14 protein-coding genes are annotated in these 19,536 nt (G+C 68.4%); 6 read left to right on the top strand and 8 right to left on the bottom strand.

Going from position 1 to position 19,536, the window contains the following annotated elements; translation table 11 throughout:
• Nucleotides 1-39 precede the first annotated feature (39 nt).
• On the top strand, nucleotides 40-4,119 hold the full coding sequence (locus ACKY0W_RS06410; RefSeq protein ID WP_409436863.1) for a PecA family PE domain-processing aspartic protease: 4,080 nt from the start codon (nucleotides 40-42) through the stop codon (nucleotides 4,117-4,119).
• Between the two features lie 4 nt (nucleotides 4,120-4,123).
• On the opposite strand, the gene ACKY0W_RS06405 is transcribed toward ACKY0W_RS06410, so the two are convergent.
• From ACKY0W_RS06405 to ACKY0W_RS06380, 6 genes are all read right to left on the bottom strand, one after another.
• Complete coding sequence (locus tag ACKY0W_RS06405; protein WP_409436862.1) at nucleotides 4,124-5,155, bottom strand: LLM class flavin-dependent oxidoreductase; 1,032 nt, start codon at nucleotides 5,153-5,155, stop codon at nucleotides 4,124-4,126.
• Nucleotides 5,156-5,176: 21 nt separating this feature from the next.
• A complete protein-coding gene (locus ACKY0W_RS06400) occupies nucleotides 5,177-5,995 on the bottom strand; it encodes a uracil-DNA glycosylase (protein WP_409436861.1) in 819 nt (272 codons plus the stop codon).
• 67 nt (nucleotides 5,996-6,062) lie between these two features.
• A complete protein-coding gene (locus ACKY0W_RS06395) occupies nucleotides 6,063-6,500 on the bottom strand; it encodes a MarR family winged helix-turn-helix transcriptional regulator (protein WP_409437669.1) in 438 nt (145 codons plus the stop codon).
• 230 nt (nucleotides 6,501-6,730) lie between these two features.
• Complete coding sequence (locus ACKY0W_RS06390; RefSeq protein ID WP_409436860.1) at nucleotides 6,731-7,225, bottom strand: nucleoside deaminase; 495 nt, start codon at nucleotides 7,223-7,225, stop codon at nucleotides 6,731-6,733.
• A gap of 71 nt (nucleotides 7,226-7,296) precedes the next feature.
• Nucleotides 7,297-8,184: a transcriptional regulator CynR gene (gene cynR / locus ACKY0W_RS06385; RefSeq protein WP_409436859.1), complete on the bottom strand. Its 888-nt coding sequence runs from the start codon at nucleotides 8,182-8,184 to the stop codon at nucleotides 7,297-7,299.
• A gap of 92 nt (nucleotides 8,185-8,276) precedes the next feature.
• Nucleotides 8,277-9,167, bottom strand: a complete 891-nt coding sequence (locus ACKY0W_RS06380; RefSeq protein ID WP_409436858.1) for a helix-turn-helix domain-containing protein — start codon at nucleotides 9,165-9,167, stop codon at nucleotides 8,277-8,279.
• A 162-nt stretch (nucleotides 9,168-9,329) separates the two neighbouring features.
• Between ACKY0W_RS06380 and ACKY0W_RS06375 the strand changes: the two genes are divergently transcribed.
• From ACKY0W_RS06375 to ACKY0W_RS06355, 5 genes are all read left to right on the top strand, one after another.
• Nucleotides 9,330-11,333, top strand: a complete 2,004-nt coding sequence (locus tag ACKY0W_RS06375) for a hypothetical protein (RefSeq protein WP_409436857.1) — start codon at nucleotides 9,330-9,332, stop codon at nucleotides 11,331-11,333.
• Nucleotides 11,334-11,410: 77 nt separating this feature from the next.
• Complete coding sequence (locus ACKY0W_RS06370) at nucleotides 11,411-13,144, top strand: hypothetical protein (protein WP_409436856.1); 1,734 nt, start codon at nucleotides 11,411-11,413, stop codon at nucleotides 13,142-13,144.
• Between the two features lie 39 nt (nucleotides 13,145-13,183).
• Entirely contained in the window at nucleotides 13,184-14,551 is a 1,368-nt protein-coding gene (locus tag ACKY0W_RS06365) for an FAD-binding oxidoreductase (protein WP_409436855.1), read from the top strand.
• 113 nt (nucleotides 14,552-14,664) lie between these two features.
• Entirely contained in the window at nucleotides 14,665-15,885 is a 1,221-nt protein-coding gene (locus ACKY0W_RS06360) for a cytochrome P450 (RefSeq protein WP_409436854.1), read from the top strand.
• The gene (locus ACKY0W_RS06355) at nucleotides 15,885-16,490 is read left to right on the top strand and encodes a TetR/AcrR family transcriptional regulator (RefSeq protein WP_409437668.1); all 606 of its coding nucleotides are present in this window, start codon (nucleotides 15,885-15,887) and stop codon (nucleotides 16,488-16,490) included. The genes ACKY0W_RS06360 and ACKY0W_RS06355 overlap by 1 nt, the downstream gene beginning before the upstream one ends.
• Nucleotides 16,491-16,544: 54 nt before the next feature.
• On the opposite strand, the gene ACKY0W_RS06350 is transcribed toward ACKY0W_RS06355, so the two are convergent.
• Together ACKY0W_RS06350 and ACKY0W_RS06345 are read right to left on the bottom strand one after the other, a co-directional pair.
• Complete coding sequence (locus tag ACKY0W_RS06350; protein ID WP_409436853.1) at nucleotides 16,545-17,684, bottom strand: acyltransferase family protein; 1,140 nt, start codon at nucleotides 17,682-17,684, stop codon at nucleotides 16,545-16,547.
• The gene (locus tag ACKY0W_RS06345) at nucleotides 17,681-19,432 is read right to left on the bottom strand and encodes a DEAD/DEAH box helicase (RefSeq protein ID WP_409436852.1); all 1,752 of its coding nucleotides are present in this window, start codon (nucleotides 19,430-19,432) and stop codon (nucleotides 17,681-17,683) included. The genes ACKY0W_RS06350 and ACKY0W_RS06345 overlap by 4 nt, the downstream gene beginning before the upstream one ends.
• Nucleotides 19,433-19,536 lie beyond the last annotated feature (104 nt).

The raw sequence follows: 19,536 nt of genomic DNA, 5'->3' as shown, positions 1-19,536 counted from the left end.
ACTTTTGCTCAGGTAGCACTCAGCTAGTACTTTGGGGCGATGAGTCGTCAGGGCGGGCCTGGTAAGTCGAAGTCAGCACGCCGGCGCCTGGCGGGAGCCGGAGCGGCGGTCGGCACTTTCCTGGCCGTCGGGCTCACACCCGCAACCCCCTCGGCACACGCCGACGGGATGGACTTCGACTGGTTGATCGACATGTTCACGCCGGTCGCCGGCGTGGCCGCGGATAGCAGCGCCCTCGACTCCGCGGCATGGTTTGACCAGCTCTTCTACGACCCGTTCCACACGTCCATCGACAACTGGATCAACAGCGACTTCGGGTCGATGGTCAACGGCTGGATCAACACCGCCGCCGGCCAGATCCTGATCGGTAACGGTGCTGACGGCACCGCAGAAAACCCGAACGGCGGCGCCGGCGGCCTGTGGTTCGGCGACGGCGGAGACGGGTTCGACCAGAGCGCCGCCGGGGTGGCCGGCGGCAACGGCGGAGCTGCCGGCATGTTCGGTGACGGCGGTGCCGGCGGCGACGGTGGGGCCGGCGCGGCAGGCGGCATCGGCGGGGCCGGCGGGTCGTTCATGGGCAACGGCGGTTCCGGCGGCGCCGGCGGAATCGGTATCAACGGCGACGCCGCCGGTGTTGGCGGTGCTGGGGGCGACGCCGTCGCCTGGCTGTTCGGCAACGGCGGCGCCGGGGGCGTCGGCGGAGCGGGATTTGTCGGTGCGACCGGCGCCCTGGGCGCAACCGGTGGCACGGGCGGCGGCGGAGGCGCAGGCGGGACGAGTCTGTCAACGCTGTACGGAGATGGCGGCCGGGGCGGCAACGGCGGCGCCGGCGGGGCCGGCGGCAACGGCGGGGCCGGTACGGATGGCCACACCGGAGACTTCGCCATCAATGGCGGCACGGGCGGCAACGGCAGCGACGGCGGATACGGCGGAAGCGGCGGCCAGGGCGGCAACGGCGGGGCCGGCGGCGCATCAGGTAACGGCACTGCCGGAGCAAACGGCGATGGCGGCGCCGGTGGTCGAGGCGGCGCGGCCGGTGTGGGCGGTACCGGCGGAACCGGAGCGGCGGGCACCGCCACCCACCTGGACGGCGGCACGGGCGGCGACGGCGGCAACGCCGGCGCAGCAGGAAATGGCGGGGCCGGCGGGATGGCCGGGGCCGGTGGCCTGGCGGGCAGCGGATCGCAAGGTGCTGCCGGCGCGGTCGGACTGGCCGGGCGCAGCGGAGGCAACGGCGGCGACGGCGGGGCGGGCTTTGCCGCCACCACCGGAGCTGCCGGTACCGGCGGCACCGGAGGTAACGGCGGCAACGGCGGCGTGTACGGCGACGGCGGCCACGGCGGCGCGGGCGGCGCGGGCGGGCTCGGTGCCCACGGCGGCAATGGGTCCGGGAATGGTGTCGCCGGTGATTCCGGCGGTATCGGCGGCACCGGCGGGAACGGCGGCGTAGGCGGTGCGGGCGGAACCCTCGGTGGCGATGCCGGCAACGGCGGCGCCGGCGGCAGCGGGGGCAGCGGCGGCACCGGCGGCAGCGGATCCAACGGTGCCAACAGCAGCGTTGCCGGCGGCAACGGCAGCAATGGCGGTAACGGCGGAACCGGCGGGAACGGGGGCACCGGTGGCAATGGCGGCGCGGGCGGCACCGCCGCACACGGCGACGCGGGACTTCAGGGTGCGGCCGGGAACGGCGGCAAAGGCGGGACCAGCGGTGATGCCGGCAACGGCGGCAACGGCGGCGACGGCAATGCGGCCCATCCGGATGGCGGTCGCGGCGGCAACGCCGGCCTGGGCGGCTACGGCGGCAGCGGCGGCACCAGCGGCACAGGCGGCACTAACGGCACCGGCGGGATGGGCGGTGACGGGTCCGCGACCCCCCACACCGGAAACGGCGGCAACGGAGGCAACGGCTACAACGCCGTCACCCCGGGCGCCGATGGCGGCAACGGCGGCGCCGGTGGGATCGGCAGCCTGCACGGCAACGGAGGCAACGGCGGCGCCGGCGGCAACGGCGCGACCGGCGCCAATGGCAATCCGGTGGTTAACAACGGCAACGCCGGAGACGGCGGCAACGGCGGCAAGGGTGGTGCCGGCGGCAACTCGCTCGGCGACGGGAACGGCGGCAACGGCGGCGCCGGCGGCAAGGCCGGCGACGGCGGTCGCGGCGTGGACCAGAGCCAGCTGCCCCCCAGCGCGACCCTGCCCGGCAGCGGCGGCAACGGTGGAGCGGGTGGGATCGGCGGCGTCGGCGGCAGCAGCGCCTACGCACAGGGGCCTGGCACCGGTAATGGTGGCGCCGGCGGCGCGGGTGGGGCCGGTGGCAACGGCGGCGGCAACGGCATCGCCACGCTGGACGTGGCCAACAACGTGCAATACGGCAGCGGCGGGGCCGGCGGGGCCGGCGGCGTCGGCGGCAACGGCGGGCTGGGTTACGGCGGTGCGCTGGGCGGCGGCACCGGCTTCGACGGCGGCAACGGCGGCGCCGGCGGCAGTGGCGGCGCGGGTGGTTCGGCCTACGCCGGCAACGCCGCCGCGGGTGAGCACGGCAGGTTCGGCACCAACGGTGACGGCGGCGCCGGTGGCGGTGGCGGTACCGGTGGCGGCGGCGGCACCGGTGGAGCGGGCGACGACAGTGCCGGCGGCACCGGAGGCAACGGAGGCAACGGCGGGGCGGCCGGTAACGGCGGGGCACCCGGCTCCGGGCTCTACGCCCAGCCCGGGATCAACAAGGCACCGGTCGGAATCGGTGGTGACGGCGGGAAGGGCGGGGCCGCTGGCGCCGGCGGATCCGGCGGCAAGGGCGATACCGGGTTCAACGGCGGCACCGGCGGAAACGGCGGCGTCGGCGGCGGCGGTGCCAACGGCGGGAGCGCCACCGGCAGCTACTACGCGCAGGGCTCCAGCGGTGGTGACGGCGGAAACGGCGGTGCCGGCGGTAACGCCGGAGCGGGCGGCGCCGGCGGTTTGGGTGCCCACGCGGGCAACGGCGGTAACGCCGGCGCGGGCGGCCACGGCGGTAACGGTGGCGACGGCGGAGACGCCACGCTGACCGGGACCAACGTGCACGGTGGGGCGGCCGGCGACGGCGGCGACGGTGGAGCGGCAGGAGCGGTGGCCGCCGGGGGCGCCGGGGCGCGCGGTGGTGACGGCGGCGACGGCGGTGACGGCGGTCTTGGCGGAGCGGTCGGCAGCAACGGTGCCAACGGCGCGGGGGGTTCAGGCGGCGCCGGTTCCGGCGGGTTGGCCTCCGGCGACCGGGGCGGCCCCGAAGGTCCGGTCAATGTCACCATCCCGCTGTACCTGCAAAGCGGCGGCATCAGCCCGATCGTCTACATCTCGATCAACGGTGGCCCGCCGGTCCCGGTCCAGATCGACACCGGCTCCACCGGCCTGACGATTCTGAACAGTGCCGTCGGCAACCCCGGCGGCCTCGGCAACGTGCTGCTCTCCGGCAATGCCAGCTACGCCGGCCTGGGCGGGAACAGCTACGGCTACCAGACCTACAGCACCACCGTGGGATTCTGCGACAAGCTTGCCTGCTCAGGAGACATCGTCACCGACCCGACCGGAGTCAACGTGGTCACTTCCGGGTCGAACGCACTGATGACGCAGTACTTCAACCAGTACGGCATCGTCGGAGTCCTGGGCGTCGGCCCGAACAACGGCTATGCCGGCACGTCGACGATCATCTCGGCGCTGCCCGGTGCGCTCAACCAGGGCGTGCTCATCGACGAGCAGACCGGCCAAGTAATTTTCGGACCGAACCCGCTCGACCCCGAGACCTCCGTCTCCGGATCGCCCTACGTGGACACGATGATCTCCATCAACGGCGCTCCCCCGGTGGCGGTCACGACCTCTATCGACTCCGGCGGCATGTACGGCAGCATTCCGCAGTCGCTGTTCCCGCAGCTCGGTGTCGGTTCGCAGGTGCCGGCCGGGACGGTGATCTCGGTGTACAACGCCGACGGCAGCACCCTGCTGTACTCCTACACCACCACGAACAACGGTCCGTATGTGACATCCGGCGGGGCGGCCAACAGCGGCTACTACCCGTTCTCGGTGAACCCGGTCTACATCGACTACCGGCCCAGCGGTTTCGGGGCGACCATCATCAGCCGCTAAGGCCCTACAGCAGCTCTTTGGCCAGCAGCTCGCAGGTGCGTTCCCGGCCGGGCGCGGTGGCCGGGTCGGTGCCGCGATACGCCGAGGCGACCGGATTGATCATCACCTCGTCGACGGCGAAGTGCTCCGCCAGCGCTGCGAGCTGTTCGGCCGCTTCGGCAGGTGTGCCAACGACCGCGCGCCGCAGCCCGCTGTCGATGATGCGTTGTTCGGAGTCGGAGACCGCCGCCGCCTGCGCGTCCTCGACCAGGTCAACGGCGCCCAGCGGACGCCCGGTCCGCAACCGGGCCATCATCTGCAGGTTAGGCAACATCAATGCCGTTGCCTCGTCACGGGTTTCGGCGACCGACGCGTTGACGGTCAGAAACGTCTTCGGCGCCGCACACACCTCGCTCGGAGTGAAATTCTCCCGGTAGTAGGCCAGCGCCTCCTCGGTGCCCTGACCGGAGAAGTGGTGGGCGAACACGTACGGCAGCCCCTTGGCCGCGGCCAGCCGCGCCGAGTACATGCTCGATCCCAGCAGCCACAACCGCGGCTCGCCGGTGGCGGCCGGGGTGGCCTTGAGCAGGTAGTCGCCGTCCCTCAGCTGAACCTGGACTCCGCGGCTGCTCATCATCGCCCGTACGTGGTCGAGATAGTCCGGGAAGTTCGCGATGTCCTCGTCGCCGCGGCCGGAGCGCAGCATGACGGAGGTGACCGGGTCGGATCCGGGCGCCCGCCCGATCCCCAAATCGATGCGCCCGGGTGCGGCGGCCTCCAACAGCGCGAACTGTTCGGCGACGGCCAGGGGGGCGTGGTTGGGCAGCATCACACCGCCCGAACCGAGCCGCACCCGCGACGTCTGCGCGGCGAGGTACGCCAGCAGTACCGGCGGGCTGGTGGCCCCCACCGAGGGCATGTTGTGGTGCTCGGCCACCCAGTATCTGGCGAATCCGAGGCGGTCGGCAGTCTGGGCCAACCGGACCGTGGCCGCCAGCGCCTCGGCGGTGGACTGGTCAGTACGGACCGGGACGAGATCAAGAACGGAAAGACGCACGTTGCTACTCAACACCGGAACTCAGCCGGATAGTCCCGCCAGCCCCGCGGCCTGCGCAAAGATGTCGTCCAGCATGGCCGGGGTCAGCCGACCGGTGAACATGTTCTGCTGACTGGGGTGATAGCAGCCCAGCAGCCGCAGCGCCGGGCCCAGTTGGGCGAGCGCGCCGTGGCCGAACTTCGGTTTGGGCTTGGGCACGAGGTCGGCGGCAATCCGCAGCGCGATCTGCCAGGCGAAGCCGCCCAGCGCGATCATCACCCGCACGTGTGGAGCGATCAGCTGCCATTCGGTGTCGATCCAGGGCGCGCAGGTGTTGCGCTCGAGGGTGGTCGGAGCGTTGTCCGGCGGGGCGCAGCGCACCGGGGCGATGATCCGGATGTCGTTGGCGTGCAACCCATCCGCGGCGTCAATGCTGGTGGGCTGGTTGACCAGCCCGGCCCGGTACAGCGCGGCGTACAGCTGGTCGCCGGATCGATCGCCGGTGAACATCCGGCCGGTGCGGTTGGCTCCGTTGGCCGCCGGGGCCAATCCGACGATCACGATCTTGGGCTGCGGCGAGCCCCAGCCAGGGACCGGCCGGCCCCAGTAAGGCTGGTCGGCGAAGGATCTTCGCTTTGTGGCCGCGACCTGTTCGCGCCACGTCACCAGTCGCGGACAGGCGCGGCAGACGCTGATCAGCGCGTCGAGTTCGTCGATCGACTCGGCTTGGGCAGCCAGCTGCACCACCCGTGCGGCGTCGACGGCCTGCGGCGTGGCCGGAGTTGCCGGGTCGCCGGGCCATCCTGCCCCGGGAGGCACCGGGGAGTCGAACGGCTGACCGGTGCGGGGATGGTTGAGCATTGGTCTACTGTGCACGCTCCGGCGACTCGATGCCCAGTCCGGCACGGCGCGGGCGTGCGGAGTCGGGTCAGCAGGAACGCGGATCGGAGCTCTCCAACAAGTTGGCGCGGATTTGTGCGTACGCGTGCGTGAAGAGGTCCACGTCACGCGCACTGAGCAGGTCGAAAAGGTTGCGGCGCAACGTGTCAGCGTGCCCACCCGAAACCGACTCCAATTTCGCCTGCCCTGAGTCGGTCAGCTCCGCGAACAATCCGCGCTTGTCCTCCTCGCACCCGACGCGGCGCAGCCAGCCCGCCCTGGCCAATCGGCTCACCGCCCCGGCGGTCCCGCCACGGGTCGTTACCGCCGCCTCGGTGATCTCACCCATCCGCAATCGGCGTTGCCGCGCTTCGGACAACAGCACCAATACCTCAAAATCGGCGAAGGTGATCCCTCCGTCGGCGAACAGCTGAAAATCCAGTTCCCGCAGCAACAGCCGAGTGCTGTCCAGTAACCCGCGCCACATGCGCTGCTCGGCGTCACTCAGCCATCGGTTCTCGTCCGTCACTACAACCCGTCCTCTATGGTTGATCTAATAACTAGTACGACCGGAGATGGCACGGGCTCCAGGTGTCGGCATCTGAAATCATTGTCACTGCGCGTGCAGGGATTCTGGCTAGATTGGGCTTGACTGTGACGCAGACATACCCGCATCTGCCCGTTTTATTATAGTTGTTATCACAACTAGTTTGCGGGTTAGTTTCGAGCGTTGACCAATCCGGCACGCCGCCCGTTGCGCTGCCGCCACAACCGGTAGACCTCGACCGCTGCGTCGCGGGAGTCGTGCCGCATCGGCAACCGCCGCCGCTCCCAGGGCTTGGCGAACTCGTCGTAGAAGGTGTTGAGCTCGAAGTACTTTCGGTCGTCGACGTAATACGGCTCGTAGGCCTCGCGAGTGGTCAAGAAGACGACCTCGTCCGGCGAGCAGTAATACAGCGCACCCAGGCACATCGGACACGGCAGCGCCAGGATGTAGATGGTGGCCCCGGTCAGGTGCTCGGTGCCCAGCGCGGTGCACGCCTGCCGAATGGCGAGGATCTCCGCGTGCGCGGTGGGGTCGTTGGTCTGAGCGACCCGATTCGCGCTTTCGGCCAGAATCGCACCGTCCTTGACGATGACCGTGGCGAACGGGCGCCCGCCCTGCTCGACGTTGCGGCGAGCAAGCTCAATGGTGTGTTGCGCGAAGTCCATGTCAGCTCCCAGGCTGCCGCACCCCCGCTATTGAGTCCAATACTTGTATTCGATGAATGCGATAGATGTCATCAATCGAATTCGTGCGCGATCTCCGCCAGCATCCGGGTGAATGCCTGCGCGGCCGCCGAGCGGTAGGCCGCGCCGCGCACCAGCGCCACCACGGTTCGGGTGGGCAGCGGCGGGACGAGCGGTACCGAATGCACGTGGCGACGCTCACGGGTGATCGCATCGGGCAGCACCGTGGCCAGTGCGCCACCACCTATAGAGGCCAACAGCGCGCTGATCGAATCGGCTTCGACCACGATCCGGGGCGCGACGCCCTGATCGGAGAAGTAGGCGTCGATCTGCAGACGGGTGGCGAAACCGGTGTTGAGCAGGACCAACGGCTCGCGGGCCAGCCGGGCGACCGGCAGCGGTGTCGCGCGCGCCGCAAAGGGGTGGACCGAGCCGACTACCAGCGTCAGAGTCTCGGCGAACAGCGCGGTGTGATCGATCCCGTCGGCATGCGGGCCCGCGAAGGCGATACCGAGGTCCAGTCGGTCGGCGAGCAGGTCGGCCTCGATGCGGTCTTGGGTGTCCTCGCGGACCGAGAGGGTGATGCCCGGATGCGCGGTGTGGAACCGGTGTACCAGCGGCCCGATCAGGTAGGCGGTGAATGTCGGCGTCATCGCCACCCGCAGATGCCCGCGCGACAGGTCTTGCACGTCGTGAACCGCACGTTCGCCGGCATCGAGATCGCGCAGCGCCAACCGGGCATGCTCGGCATACGCCTCGCCGGCATCGGTCAGCCGTACCGTGCGGCCCGAGCGATCCAGCAGCTCCACCGCCAGCGCGCGCTCCAGTTGCTTGATCTGCTGCGAGAGCGTCGGCTGGGAGATGTGCAGCGCCTCGGCCGCGCGGGTGAAATTCCCGTGCTCGGCCACCGCCAGCAGATACCGGATGTGGCGCAGCTCCATCGACCGACTATAGGCGTGACCAATCGAGATTATGGGGATTGCGCCTTGGACGCTATTGCCAGTGGTCGGGCAGGTGGCCGCCGAGCCAGCGGCTAGGACGACAGTTGCTCTGCCGTCTCCCGGATTTCGCGGATGTAGCGGTCCCGGTCGGCGGCGCTCACCTCTCGACGCAGCGGCCCTAACTGCAGCTCATAGGTCGCCTCGCCCCGGTAAAACACCGGCGCGGTCAGATAGCTGACCGACAACGCCGCCGGGGTCGCCAGTTGCGCTGCGGTATAGGGGCTTCCGTTGACGCCGGTGAGCAACTCGAAGACCCGCTGGCGCAAGGCGCTCCGCCGGGGATGCTCATCCAGCAGCTCGACCACCTCGGCGAGCACGTCGAGCGCTTCCAGACCCGGGCCGCCCAGGCCGAATACCATGACTCCGTTTCGCTCTACCTGCGCCAGCACGTCCTCGAGCACCTCTCGGCTGACGCCCTGCGCCGAATCCAGCCAGGCCTGGCGCGCCTGCGCATCACGATGGGCGATCACCGCGGCGCCGACCGGCGCGATCAGCGGCAGCCGAACACCGACTCCGACTCCCGCCGGAATGCGCCCCCGCCCCCGCACCAACGTCAGAAAGCTCAACTCCGAGGTTCCCACCAGGGCAAGCCCCGCCCCGCAACCGGCGCGCTCTGCCATCTGTTCGATCAGGTGCGTGCTCTCGGTCGACAGCGGCCACAGCCGACGGACGGTGTCTGCGACTCCGATCAGTCCGGGCCCCAGGGTGTACTTGCGGTCGCTGCGGCGGGCCACCCAGCCGGCCTGCTCCAATGCCAGCAGGATCGACGTCACGGTGGCCCGGTTCAGTTCGAGCCGTGAAGCGATCGAGGCCACCGAGCTGGGCTGCGACTGGGCGGCCAGCAACCCCACGATGGCAACGACCCGGTCGGTCGGCGGTGAGCCCGGTCGCTTCTCGTCGTCTCGTCCGGCGGGGCCGCCCATCGCCCTCCTTGTGCCTGGCTGTTCGGAAGTTCACCGATCGTACGGGCGACCACTCCGGTTCTTGCACTGGCGTCCACCCGGCGGTAGCGTCCCGTCTCACCGTATCTTCAGTTGTCATTCATATGACAAATAGTTGTCATATCAGGCCCGAAGAGGAGCCCCATGGCCATCGGAAGAGCTGAAAGATCGTGTCGTGCGCCGGCCGCGGCCGGGCTGACCTCGGCCGTGGTGGCCGCCATGGCGGCCGCCGCGGCCGGGCTGACCTCGGCCGTGGTGGCCGCCATGGCGGCGATCACCATCCAGCCGGCCCCCGTCGCACGGTCGATTCCGGTGGCCTTGACGGCGGTCTCGGCAGCCGTGCAGCAGGCGATCGACGATCTGCTGGCGGTCATGCACCAGGCAGCCGCCGACGACGCAGCACTGCCCTTTGCAACGCCGGACGGCGTCGCCATGCTGATGACCGGACTGCAGAATACGAACTACGAATTGCTGATGGCTGGGGTCTCCCGTGTCACCGAGCTTTTCGACGGCTGGTTTTTCCAGTCGCCGGAAGTGATAGCCGGCGACGCCGCCGATCCACGGCAGTACTTCCAATTCTTCACGCCCGACATCTACTACCACGCGACCGCCGGCCTTGCCCCGGGCGCGACCTACGAGCTCACCGGCACGCTGGGCGGCGGAACCGAAGCCTTCGCCATCGCCACCGAACAGATCACCGGTTCGCAGGCCGTCAGCAAAGAGAGCCTGGAACTGGGCTCCAATCTGGTGGTCAACCCCGACGGCACGTTCACCGTCTATATCGGCCCCAACGCGCCCAGTGGCGCGGTCAATTTCATCGACGATGACAGCGCCACCATTCAAGGCGCCGCCTCCCTGCTGGTCCGCGACGTGCTGGGCGACTGGGCCAAGGGCCCCAGCAACATCAGCATCCACTGCGTTGCCGACTGCCCGCCGTTCTTCGCCATCCCCGAAGGCGGATTCTTTCCCAGCGACGACACGACGACTCCACCGCAGATCACCTCCATCGACGATGCGCTGACCACACTGTTCAGTGCCTTCGCCAAGATCGCCGGGCCGTTCAACACCCAGAACATGGGGCTCGCCCAAATCGCCGGAATCGGGGAGCCCGCCAACACCATGAGTCCGCTGGCAACCGAGACCAGCCTGTTCGCGACGGGGTTGCCCAGCGCGGACGTCTCCGCGGGGAACTTCGATCTGGCCCCCGGTGAGGCGCTGATCGTGAAGGTCCCTGACGTGGCGGCCGCCTACAGCGGCATCGAGCTGATGAACGTCTACGGCGCGGCGCTTCCCTTCACCCTGGCGCAGACCACCCTGAACAACACAACCGCCTACCAGGCCGCCGACGGCTACACCTACTACGTGGTCAGCGCCACCAACCCCGGGGTGGCGAACTGGCTGGACACCGGCGGCGTCGCCAACGGCGAGATCTTCGCGCGCTTCGAGAATCTCACCGCCGGAACCGATCCCACCGGATTGGAGGTGACGACGCAGGTGGTGCCGGTAGCCGATATCGCCGACTACCTGCCTGCAGACACGCCGACCGTCAGCGCAGCCGAATACGCCGCCGACATGACCCAGCGAGTGCTGTCCTACGACTACGCGCTGGACGTGTCGCGAATGCACGCACAACCGGCCTGGTTGATACAGGAACTGTTGTTCTCCGGCCTCAAGGGGCTGATCGGAGCTGACAATTACGCGGCGGTGTTCGGTGAGGAGCCGTCCACCCCGCTGGCGATGCGATTCACCGACGCGCTGAGCCCGAACTGGGACGCCGTCTGGCACGGGTTCACCACCGACCCCTTCGGCACCCTGACCGCGGTCGCCAACAACCTGCCGCTGCTGTGGAACGACATCAGCCTGCCGTTCCAGTTGGCAGCGGCGCAATCCGTGCTGTCGCTGCTTTTGCCCGGGGAAGCCGGCTCGCTGCTCAATGACGCGCTGTTCGACCCGAACAGCGGGATCATCGCCGGGCTGCTCAATGCCCGCGACGACCTGGCGACCACAGTCCTGACCGCCAACGACGCCTGGCCGACCGCGGTGAGCGACCAGGCCGCTCAGCAGTGGGCGAATATGGACGATTTGATCCAGCAGGCCCCGACCATGGATCTGGGCTCGTGGTTCTCGACACTGCTCGACGCCGGCTGAAGCAGTTCGACACACGGCCCGGCATCCGCCCTTACACTTCCCGCAGGCGACCAGCATCTGCGACGGGACGGACCGGAATGCGAAGGTACCGAAGGCATGCCGCTCTGACGCTGGCCGCGGTGACCGCGGCCGGAGCAACCAGCTGCTCACTGCTGCACCGCGAGCACGTCCCGGACCACACTGCCACTGCGCCATCCTCGTCAGCGCCGGCGCCTTCGGAGTCGCCGTCGGCGGTGCTCGGCCCCGATGGCGCAACCGTGCAGATCATCCTCGACGGGATGCGAGTAACCGCGACCGCTCCGGCCGGCGTCGGGGATCCCGGTGTGCCACTCACGATCTCCGGCGGACCGCAACCCCCTGGCCAACCCTTTGCCGCCGCGGTGGCCGCCAGCGCCCCCGCGACGATCACGCTGGGAGACGGCCTGCAACCCAAGGCCCCGATCGAACTGCGATTCGACCTTACGGCCAATCCGGACCTGGCCGGAAAGTTCAGCGATTCGGTGAAGCCGGTCATTCACACGGTCTCCGGAACCGACGGTTCGGTGACCGACCTACTGCCGGCCACCTGGGATCCGGCGACCCGCACCGTCAGCGCCACCACCGATCACCTGTCGCTCTTCGAGGTAGTGGCCGCGGACCTGGGCAAAGTGGTCGACACCATCACCGGCGTGCTGCTGCCCGGGGCCGACAAGTCCGATACGGCCTGTACCGGCGGCGGCCAGTTGACCATCGGCTCCATGTCCTACACGCTCAGCGCGTCCAACCCTGACGGGCCGGTTACCGGATGTCTGCGCGACGTCGGCACCGGGAGTGTGGGCGTCGACTTCGCCAACAGCAGCAGCCAGTTCTATGGCATCACGTCCGCGCCCCCCGGAACCTTCACCAATCCGACACCGCTGAACAGCAACGACCAACTCGCCGTCTGGTTGTTCGGCGACAAGAACGGCCTACTCACGCCCGGCACCGGCGGGCAGCTCGCCCTACCGGCCGGCACCACCAGCGCCACCATCAAAGCAGATGCTAATCCGGTTGCACTGCAACTCAATTCAATCCTTACCGGGATAGCGATGCTCGGAATCGACGGCGATCAGCTCGTCACTGTCTTCCAGAACAGCAGGTCAGCCTGGGACTGTGCCGTCAGCGCGCTGAATGCGGCCCAGTTGCCTCAGGACGCCTACCAGGCGCGCGACCAGTACGGAAACGTCGCCCAATGCCTGCTGGCCGGGATCGGAGCCGCCGGCGGGCCGATCAGCGGGGTGGCAGGCGCCGACCCCAAGTATCTGAGCGATGTGGTGCACCGGACCGGCGTGGCGCTCTCGCTGGTGACCACCCTGCCCAACCAGTTCTTTGCCAACATCGCCGGCGCGATCGGCGAGGTGACCGGCAAGAATCACCTGCAGTTCACCCTGTCCGGCCAAAGTACTATTACCGCGGCGACGGTGCCGGGCACCTTGCAGTTGAGTGTGTTTCACTCGCGTACGAACCCCGGTGATACCGGAGTTGAGCTGGGACCCAACCATTTCCAGCTCAGCAAGGCCAAGCACGACGGCACCTACTGGGTGGACCTGGGCCTGCGCTGGAAAACCAGCAACGGCAAGGGGTTGTATTCCTACTGCACCGAGCAGACGAAAATACTCGACAGCGGCGGTGGACTGGTGCTTCAACGAAAGCAGCGACTGGCGACCTGCGACGGAGGCGGCGGGTGGGACTTTCAGCTCACCAAGCCCGGCACCTACACCTACGTCGTCGACCTGCAGGGCGAGCCCAGCGGCTCAACCCATGGCGAGCAGCAGTTCACCATCGATCCGTAGTGGTAGGACCGGACACCACAGCTCCGTAGGATCGCCTGCGTGAACACCGACTCGCTGAGCCAGCTCATAGCCGATCTCCCCGAGGGCATGGTGGTCACCGATCCGACGATCACCGCGGGATACCGGCAGGACAACGCGCTGGACCCGACCGCGGGCCAGCCCCTGGCGGTGGTGCGCCCACTGCGCACCGAAGAAGTGCAGACGGTCATGCGCTGGGCCAGCGCCCACCGGGTGCCGGTGGTGACTCGCGGTGCGGGCACCGGCCTGTCCGGCGGGGCAACGGCCATCGACGGCGGCATTGTGCTGTGCACCGAGAAGATGCGCGACATCACCGTCGACCCCGTCACCCGCACCGCGGTCTGCCAGCCGGGACTGTTCAACGCCGAGGTGAAGAAGGCCGTCGCCGCCTACGGACTGTGGTACCCGCCGGACCCGTCGTCGTTCGAGATCTGCAGCATCGGCGGCAACATCGCCACCAACGCCGGCGGCCTGTGCTGCGTCAAGTACGGTGTGACCACCGACTACGTGCTAGGACTGCAGGTGGTGCTGGCCGACGGCACCGCGGTGCGCCTGGGTGGGCCTCGCCTCAAGGACGTCGCCGGACTCTCGTTGACCAAGTTGTTCGTCGGCAGCGAAGGCACCCTCGGGGTGGTCACCGAGGTAACCCTGCGCCTGCTACCGGCTCAGCCGAAATCGGCTGTGGTAGTAGCCACTTTCGACTCGGTGACCGCCGCGGCCGAGGCGGTGCTCGACGTGTCCGGGCGGCTGCGCCCGTCGATGCTGGAGTTCATGGACGCAGCGGCGATCAACGCCGTGGAAGACCAACTGCGCATGGGCCTGGACCGCGAGGCCGCGGCCATGCTGGTGGCGGCCTCCGACGAGCGCGGCCACGCAGGCGCCGAGGATGTCGAGCTGATGGCCCAGGTGTTCACCGAGCACCATGCCAAGGAGGTGTTCTCCACCGACGACCCTGTCGAGGCCGAAGGCTTCGTGGCGGCCCGGCGGTTCTGTATCCCGGCAGTCGAAGCGAAGGGCCCGCTGCTCCTGGAGGACGTGGGGGTGCCGGTGCCGCGACTGGCGGAGCTGATCACCGGTATCGAGAACATCGCCACCGAGCGCCAACTACTGATCTCGGTGATCGCGCACGCCGGCGACGGCAACACGCACCCGCTGATCGTGCACGACCCGAGTGACCCCGACCATGTGCGGCGCGCCGATCTCGCCTACGGCGAGATCATGGATCTGGCCCTGGCGCTGGGCGGCACCATCACCGGCGAACACGGCGTGGGGCGGTTGAAGCGGCCTTGGCTGGGCGAGCAGCTGGGACCCGATGTGATGGCGCTGAACCAGCGGGTCAAGGCCGCGCTCGACCCGCTGAACATCCTCAACCCGGGTTCGGGGATCTAGGCCCCAGCCAGCCCTCCCCGAGTGTGAATCTGCCGACGCTCCCCCGGCGCGTCGCGTCGTGGATTTCACACTCGGCCATTGACACCGACAGGATATTGTCGTATCAATGAGACATGACGACCACGATGTCTCATCCGAAATTTGAGCTCGGCAACGCCGAAACCTGGCCCAACCCCTGGCCGATGTACGCCGCACTGCGCGACCACGACCCGGTCCACCACGTCGTCCCGGAGAACGCGCCCAACCAGGACTACTACGTCTTGTCTCGGCATGCCGACATCTGGGCGGCCGCCGCCGACCACGAGACGTTCTCCTCCGCACAGGGACTGACCGTCAACTACGGCGAGCTGGAGATGATCGGACTGGCCGACAACCCGCCGATGGTGATGCAGGATCCGCCGGTACACACCGAGTTTCGCAAGCTGGTGGCCCGCGGCTTCATGCCGCGGCAGGTGGAGTTGCTGGAGCCCAAGGTGCGCGAGTTCGTCGTCGAGCGCCTCGAGCGGCTGCAGGCCAACGGCGGCGGTGACATCGTCGCCGAGCTGTTCAAGCCGCTGCCGTCGATGGTGGTCGCGCACTATCTGGGTGTGCCGGAAGAGGACCGCAGCCAGTTCGATCGCTGGACCGAAGCGATTGTCGCGGCCACCGTCAGCGAGGACGGGGTCGCCTCGGCCGGGGACGCGATCGGCGAGATGATGGGCTACTTCACCGGGCTCATCGAACGCCGCCGCACCGACCCGCAGGATGACACCGTCTCGCACCTGGTGGCAGCCGGAATGGGCGCCGACGGTGACATCAATGGGTTGCTGTCGGTACTGGCCTTCGCCTTCACCATGGTCACCGGCGGCAACGACACCACGACCGGAATGCTCGGCGGCTCAGTGCAATTGTTGCAGCGCTCCCCCGACCAACGTCAGCTTCTCGTCGACAATCCCGAGCTGATCCGCGACGCCGTCGAGGAGTTGCTGCGGCTGACCTCCCCCGTGCAGGGGCTGGCCCGCACCACCACCCGCGACGTCACCATCGGCGACACCACGATTCCGGCGGACCGCAAGGTATTGCTGCTGTACGGCTCGGGCAACCGCGACGAACGCCAGTTCGGGCCGGACGCCGCAGAACTCAACGTTCGGCGCAAGCCGCACCAGATCCTCACCTTCAGCTACGGCGCGCACCACTGCATCGGCAACCAGGCGGCGAAGATGCAGGCCCGCGTGGCGCTGGAAGAGCTGCTGGCCCGCTGCCCGAACTACGCGGTCGACGAATCCGGGATCGTCTGGGCCGGAGGCAATTACGTACGGCGCCCACTGTCGGTGCCCTTCACCGTCGGATCGTGATGGCCGGGCGGGCCTGGCTGTCCGATCAGCGCGGCGAGTTGGCCGCCGAGAAGATTCTCGACGCGGCCGAGAAGCTGTTCGCCGAACAAGACCCGGGTTCGGTGGGCATGAACGAGATTGCCCGCGCCGCAGGCTGCTCTCGGGCCACGCTGTATCGCTACTTCGAGAGCCGAGACGCACTGCACACCGCCTACGTGCACCGGTGGGCCAATGCGCTCTATCACGAGTTGACCCGGCGCCTGGCCGGCGTCGACGACCCGGCAGAGCGACTGGTCGCCGGGATCACCGAATCGCTGGCCCTGGTACGCGGCAACCCGGCACTGGTGTCGTGGTTCGCCGAGACCGGACCGCCGATCGGTGCCGCGATGGCCTCGCAGTCCGACGTCATCACCGTGATGGTCGCGTCATTCCTGTCCGCATTGGGTACCGGCGACGGCGACGTGGTTCAGCAACGCGCCCGGTGGGTGGTGCGGGTGGTGACGTCGATGCTGAGCTTCCCCGGCCGCGACGCCGACGACGAGCGGGAAATGCTGACGCAGTTCGTGGTACCGGTGGTCGTTGCGCCGGAGCGACTCAGGCCGGCGCCGGTCGGCTCAGAGGAATAGGAGAGTGCCTATGGGTCCGGCCGGGAATGCGCCCATGGATCCGGCCGGGACGGCTCAACTCCGCACCCGGGTGAGCCGGTGCAGCAGCCAGGAGACGGGCACCGTGACCACCATGGTGACCACGAACAGCGCCAGCATCGACCCGGTATAGACCGGGGTGCGCAGCACCTCCACCATCACCACCTCCATCAGCACTAGGTGCACCAGGAAGATCTCGTAGGAGATCTCCCCGAGCCACACCATCGGCCGGCTCGCCAGAAGCTGTGCGTACCAGCCGCGATTGCCCAACGCCAGCGGCGCAACCATCAAGGCGGCGATCACGGCGTAGAACCCTGCCTTGACCAGGGCCTCCGACAGTTTGGTCGGTGACGTGGTGGGTTCCCCGGCGATCGGTGTGGCAGCGATGAGATAACAGATGAGCGCCAACGGAATCGCCACGAAGCCGTAGCAGCGCACGCCCATCGCCTGCAGCACCGTCAGCATCATGCCGGCGACGAACCAGGCCAGATAACCCGGAAGCCACAGTCGGGCACCGTCGGGCAGAAAGTCGGTGGTGTGTACCAGCGTCAACCAGGCCGGTGTGATCGCTGCTGCCGCCGCCAGCCCGGCCAACAACAGCCCCGGCCGCCACTGCCGTCGGCATAGCCAGACCACTGTTGCATAGGCCAACAGCGGTAGGACCACATAGAAGGCGACTTCAACTGCGAGGCTCCACATCTGGGTGAGTCCCTGGTGCAGGTAACCGAACATGTAGTTGTCGGTGTAGATCTGGGTCAGCGTCAGGTTTCGCAACAACCCGATCCAGTTGTGGCCGGGGTTCGGGCCCGCCGTGCGGTAGTGATAGATCACGTAGGCCAACAGCACCGTGACGACATAGGCGGGCATGATGCGCCGCACCCGGTGCCAGGCGTAGCGCCGCACCGACGGGTCCGGCCGCCCGAATGCGGCGGCCCGCACCCACGGCCGGAACAACAGGTAACCGGAGAGCACGAAGAAGATCGGCACCCCGATCTCCATCCGGGAACCCAGCAACCCCGCGTAGCCGTGGGTGTACTTGCCGGTGGTGTAGGCCGCATGGGTTCCGACCACCAGGATCGCGGCGACCGCGCGCACGCCGGTCAGCGACGCGACCCGATCCACTCCAGCGACCTGCTCGAGCCCGCCCTGGGCGACCTCGTCGCGCGGCAAGGTCATTCGGTCCGTTTCCGGAACCCACCTTCGCCGCGACGATCAGGCTTACCGGACGGCCGCTCGCGGCGCAGGTTGATCAGCTGGCCCTGAATTCGGGTCTGTTCCAACGCCTTGAGGGTATTGCCGGAGAGTTTGCCCGGTAGCTCGACCAGCGAGTGGTCCACCTTGATGCTGATGTTGCCGAAATCGCTGCGGTGCAAGCCACCCTCGTTGGCCAGCGCCCCGACGATGGCGCCCGGGTTGACCTTGTGGCGTTTGCCGACCGAGATCCGGTAGGTGGCGAACCCGTCCTTCGGGGGGCCCTTGCGGTCGCCTTTGCGGTCGTCGCGCCCGCCGTCGCGATCCGGCTTGGCGCGTTCGCGGCGCTTGTCCGGCGGCGGTTCCACCATCAGGAACGCCTCACCGTCGCGGGACTGCAGCGCCAGTGCGGCGGCAATGTCGGCCATCGGCACGTTGTGCTCGCGGCTGTAGTCCTCGACCAGGCGGCGGAACAATTCGATGCCCGACGCGCTGAGGTGGTTGGTGATCGCGTCGGCGAACTTGGCGACCCGCTGAGCATTGACGTCGTCGACGCTGGGCAGCTCCGCTTCGACCAGCTTCTGCCGAGTCACCTTCTCGATCAACCGGAGCAGATGGCGTTCCCTCGGGTTGACGAACAGCAGTGCGGTTCCCGAGCGCCCGGCCCGCCCGGTGCGGCCGATCCGGTGCACATAGGCCTCGGGGTCGTTGGGAATGTCGTAGTTGACCACGTGGGAGATGCGTTCGACATCGAGCCCGCGGGCGGCGACATCGGTGGCGACCAGGATGTCGATGTTGCCGTTCTTCAGTGCGGTGATGGTCCGTTCCCGCTGCGCCTGCGCGATGTCACCGTTGATCGCCGCCGCGGAAAACCCTCGGGCGCGCAGCTTTTCGGCGACCTCTTCGGTGGCCTGCTTGGTGCGGACGAAGACGATCATCGCCTCGAAGGGTTCGACTTCGAGCACCCGGGTCAGGGCGTCCATCTTGCGCGGCCCGGCGACCTCGATGTAGCGCTGGGTGATGTTCTCCGCCGTGGTGGTTTTCGCCTTGACGGTGACTTCCACCGGGTCGTGCAGGTAGCGGCTGGTGATGCGGCGAATGGCCGAGGGCATGGTCGCCGAGAACAGGGCGACCTGCTTGTACTCGGGGGTGTCGGCCAGGATGCGCTCGACGTCCTCGGCGAATCCCATCTGCAGCATCTCGTCGGCCTCGTCGAGCACCAGGTAATCCAGGTGCGACAAGTCCAGGCTGCCGCGTTCCAGATGGTCGATGACCCGGCCGGGCGTACCGACCACGACCTGCGCGCCGCGCTTGAGCCCGGAAAGCTGCACGGTGTAGGACGCGCCGCCGTAGATCGGCAGCACGTTGATCCGGGGCAGATGCGCACCGTAGCGCCCGAACGCCTCGGCGACCTGCAGAGCCAACTCGCGGGTGGGCGCGAGCACCAGCGCCTGGGTGGCTTTGCTGGTGGTGTCGATGCGCGACAGGATCGGAATAGCGAACGCGGCGGTCTTGCCGGTCCCGGTCTGCGCCAGCCCGACCACGTCGGAACCCTCCAGCAGGGCCGGGATGGTGGCAGCCTGAATCGCCGAGGGCGTCTCATAGCCGACGTCGACGACGGCCTTCAGCACCGAGGGATGGATCTGCAGGTCGGCGAAAGTTGGGTTGGGCGGGTCAACGAGGGACCCAGTGGTGTCCGGGAACGGCTCAGCGGGGGCATCAGGCGAGGTCATAGCGTTTAGCAGTCTACGGGCAAAGCGGCCCACCTACCGCCACTGTTGATCGCCGGCAGTGGCAGACCCGACATCGGTGGTCGGCCACGCCTCCCCGGGCGGCC

Source organism: Mycobacterium sp. SMC-14 (assembly GCF_046250075.1).
GTDB lineage: Bacteria > Actinomycetota > Actinomycetes > Mycobacteriales > Mycobacteriaceae > Mycobacterium.
Note: the sequence above shows the minus strand (reverse complement) of the source record. Positions and strands in the feature narration are given on the sequence as shown.

Excerpts from the sequence above, each read along its gene's own strand:
- ACKY0W_RS06410 (WP_409436863.1), top strand. The coding sequence starts at position 40 with ATGAGTCGTCAGGGCGGGCCTGGTAAGTCGAAGTCAGCACGCCGGCGC.
- ACKY0W_RS06400 (WP_409436861.1), bottom strand. The coding sequence starts at position 5,995 with ATGCTCAACCATCCCCGCACCGGTCAGCCGTTCGACTCCCCGGTGCCT.
- ACKY0W_RS06395 (WP_409437669.1), bottom strand. The coding sequence starts at position 6,500 with ATGTGGCGCGGGTTACTGGACAGCACTCGGCTGTTGCTGCGGGAACTG.
- ACKY0W_RS06390 (WP_409436860.1), bottom strand. The coding sequence starts at position 7,225 with ATGGACTTCGCGCAACACACCATTGAGCTTGCTCGCCGCAACGTCGAG.
- cynR (WP_409436859.1), bottom strand. The coding sequence starts at position 8,184 with ATGGAGCTGCGCCACATCCGGTATCTGCTGGCGGTGGCCGAGCACGGG.
- ACKY0W_RS06380 (WP_409436858.1), bottom strand. The coding sequence starts at position 9,167 with ATGGGCGGCCCCGCCGGACGAGACGACGAGAAGCGACCGGGCTCACCG.
- ACKY0W_RS06375 (WP_409436857.1), top strand. The coding sequence starts at position 9,330 with ATGGCCATCGGAAGAGCTGAAAGATCGTGTCGTGCGCCGGCCGCGGCC.
- ACKY0W_RS06370 (WP_409436856.1), top strand. The coding sequence starts at position 11,411 with ATGCGAAGGTACCGAAGGCATGCCGCTCTGACGCTGGCCGCGGTGACC.
- ACKY0W_RS06360 (WP_409436854.1), top strand. The coding sequence starts at position 14,665 with ATGACGACCACGATGTCTCATCCGAAATTTGAGCTCGGCAACGCCGAA.
- ACKY0W_RS06355 (WP_409437668.1), top strand. The coding sequence starts at position 15,885 with ATGGCCGGGCGGGCCTGGCTGTCCGATCAGCGCGGCGAGTTGGCCGCC.
- ACKY0W_RS06350 (WP_409436853.1), bottom strand. The coding sequence starts at position 17,684 with ATGACCTTGCCGCGCGACGAGGTCGCCCAGGGCGGGCTCGAGCAGGTC.
- ACKY0W_RS06345 (WP_409436852.1), bottom strand. The coding sequence starts at position 19,432 with ATGACCTCGCCTGATGCCCCCGCTGAGCCGTTCCCGGACACCACTGGG.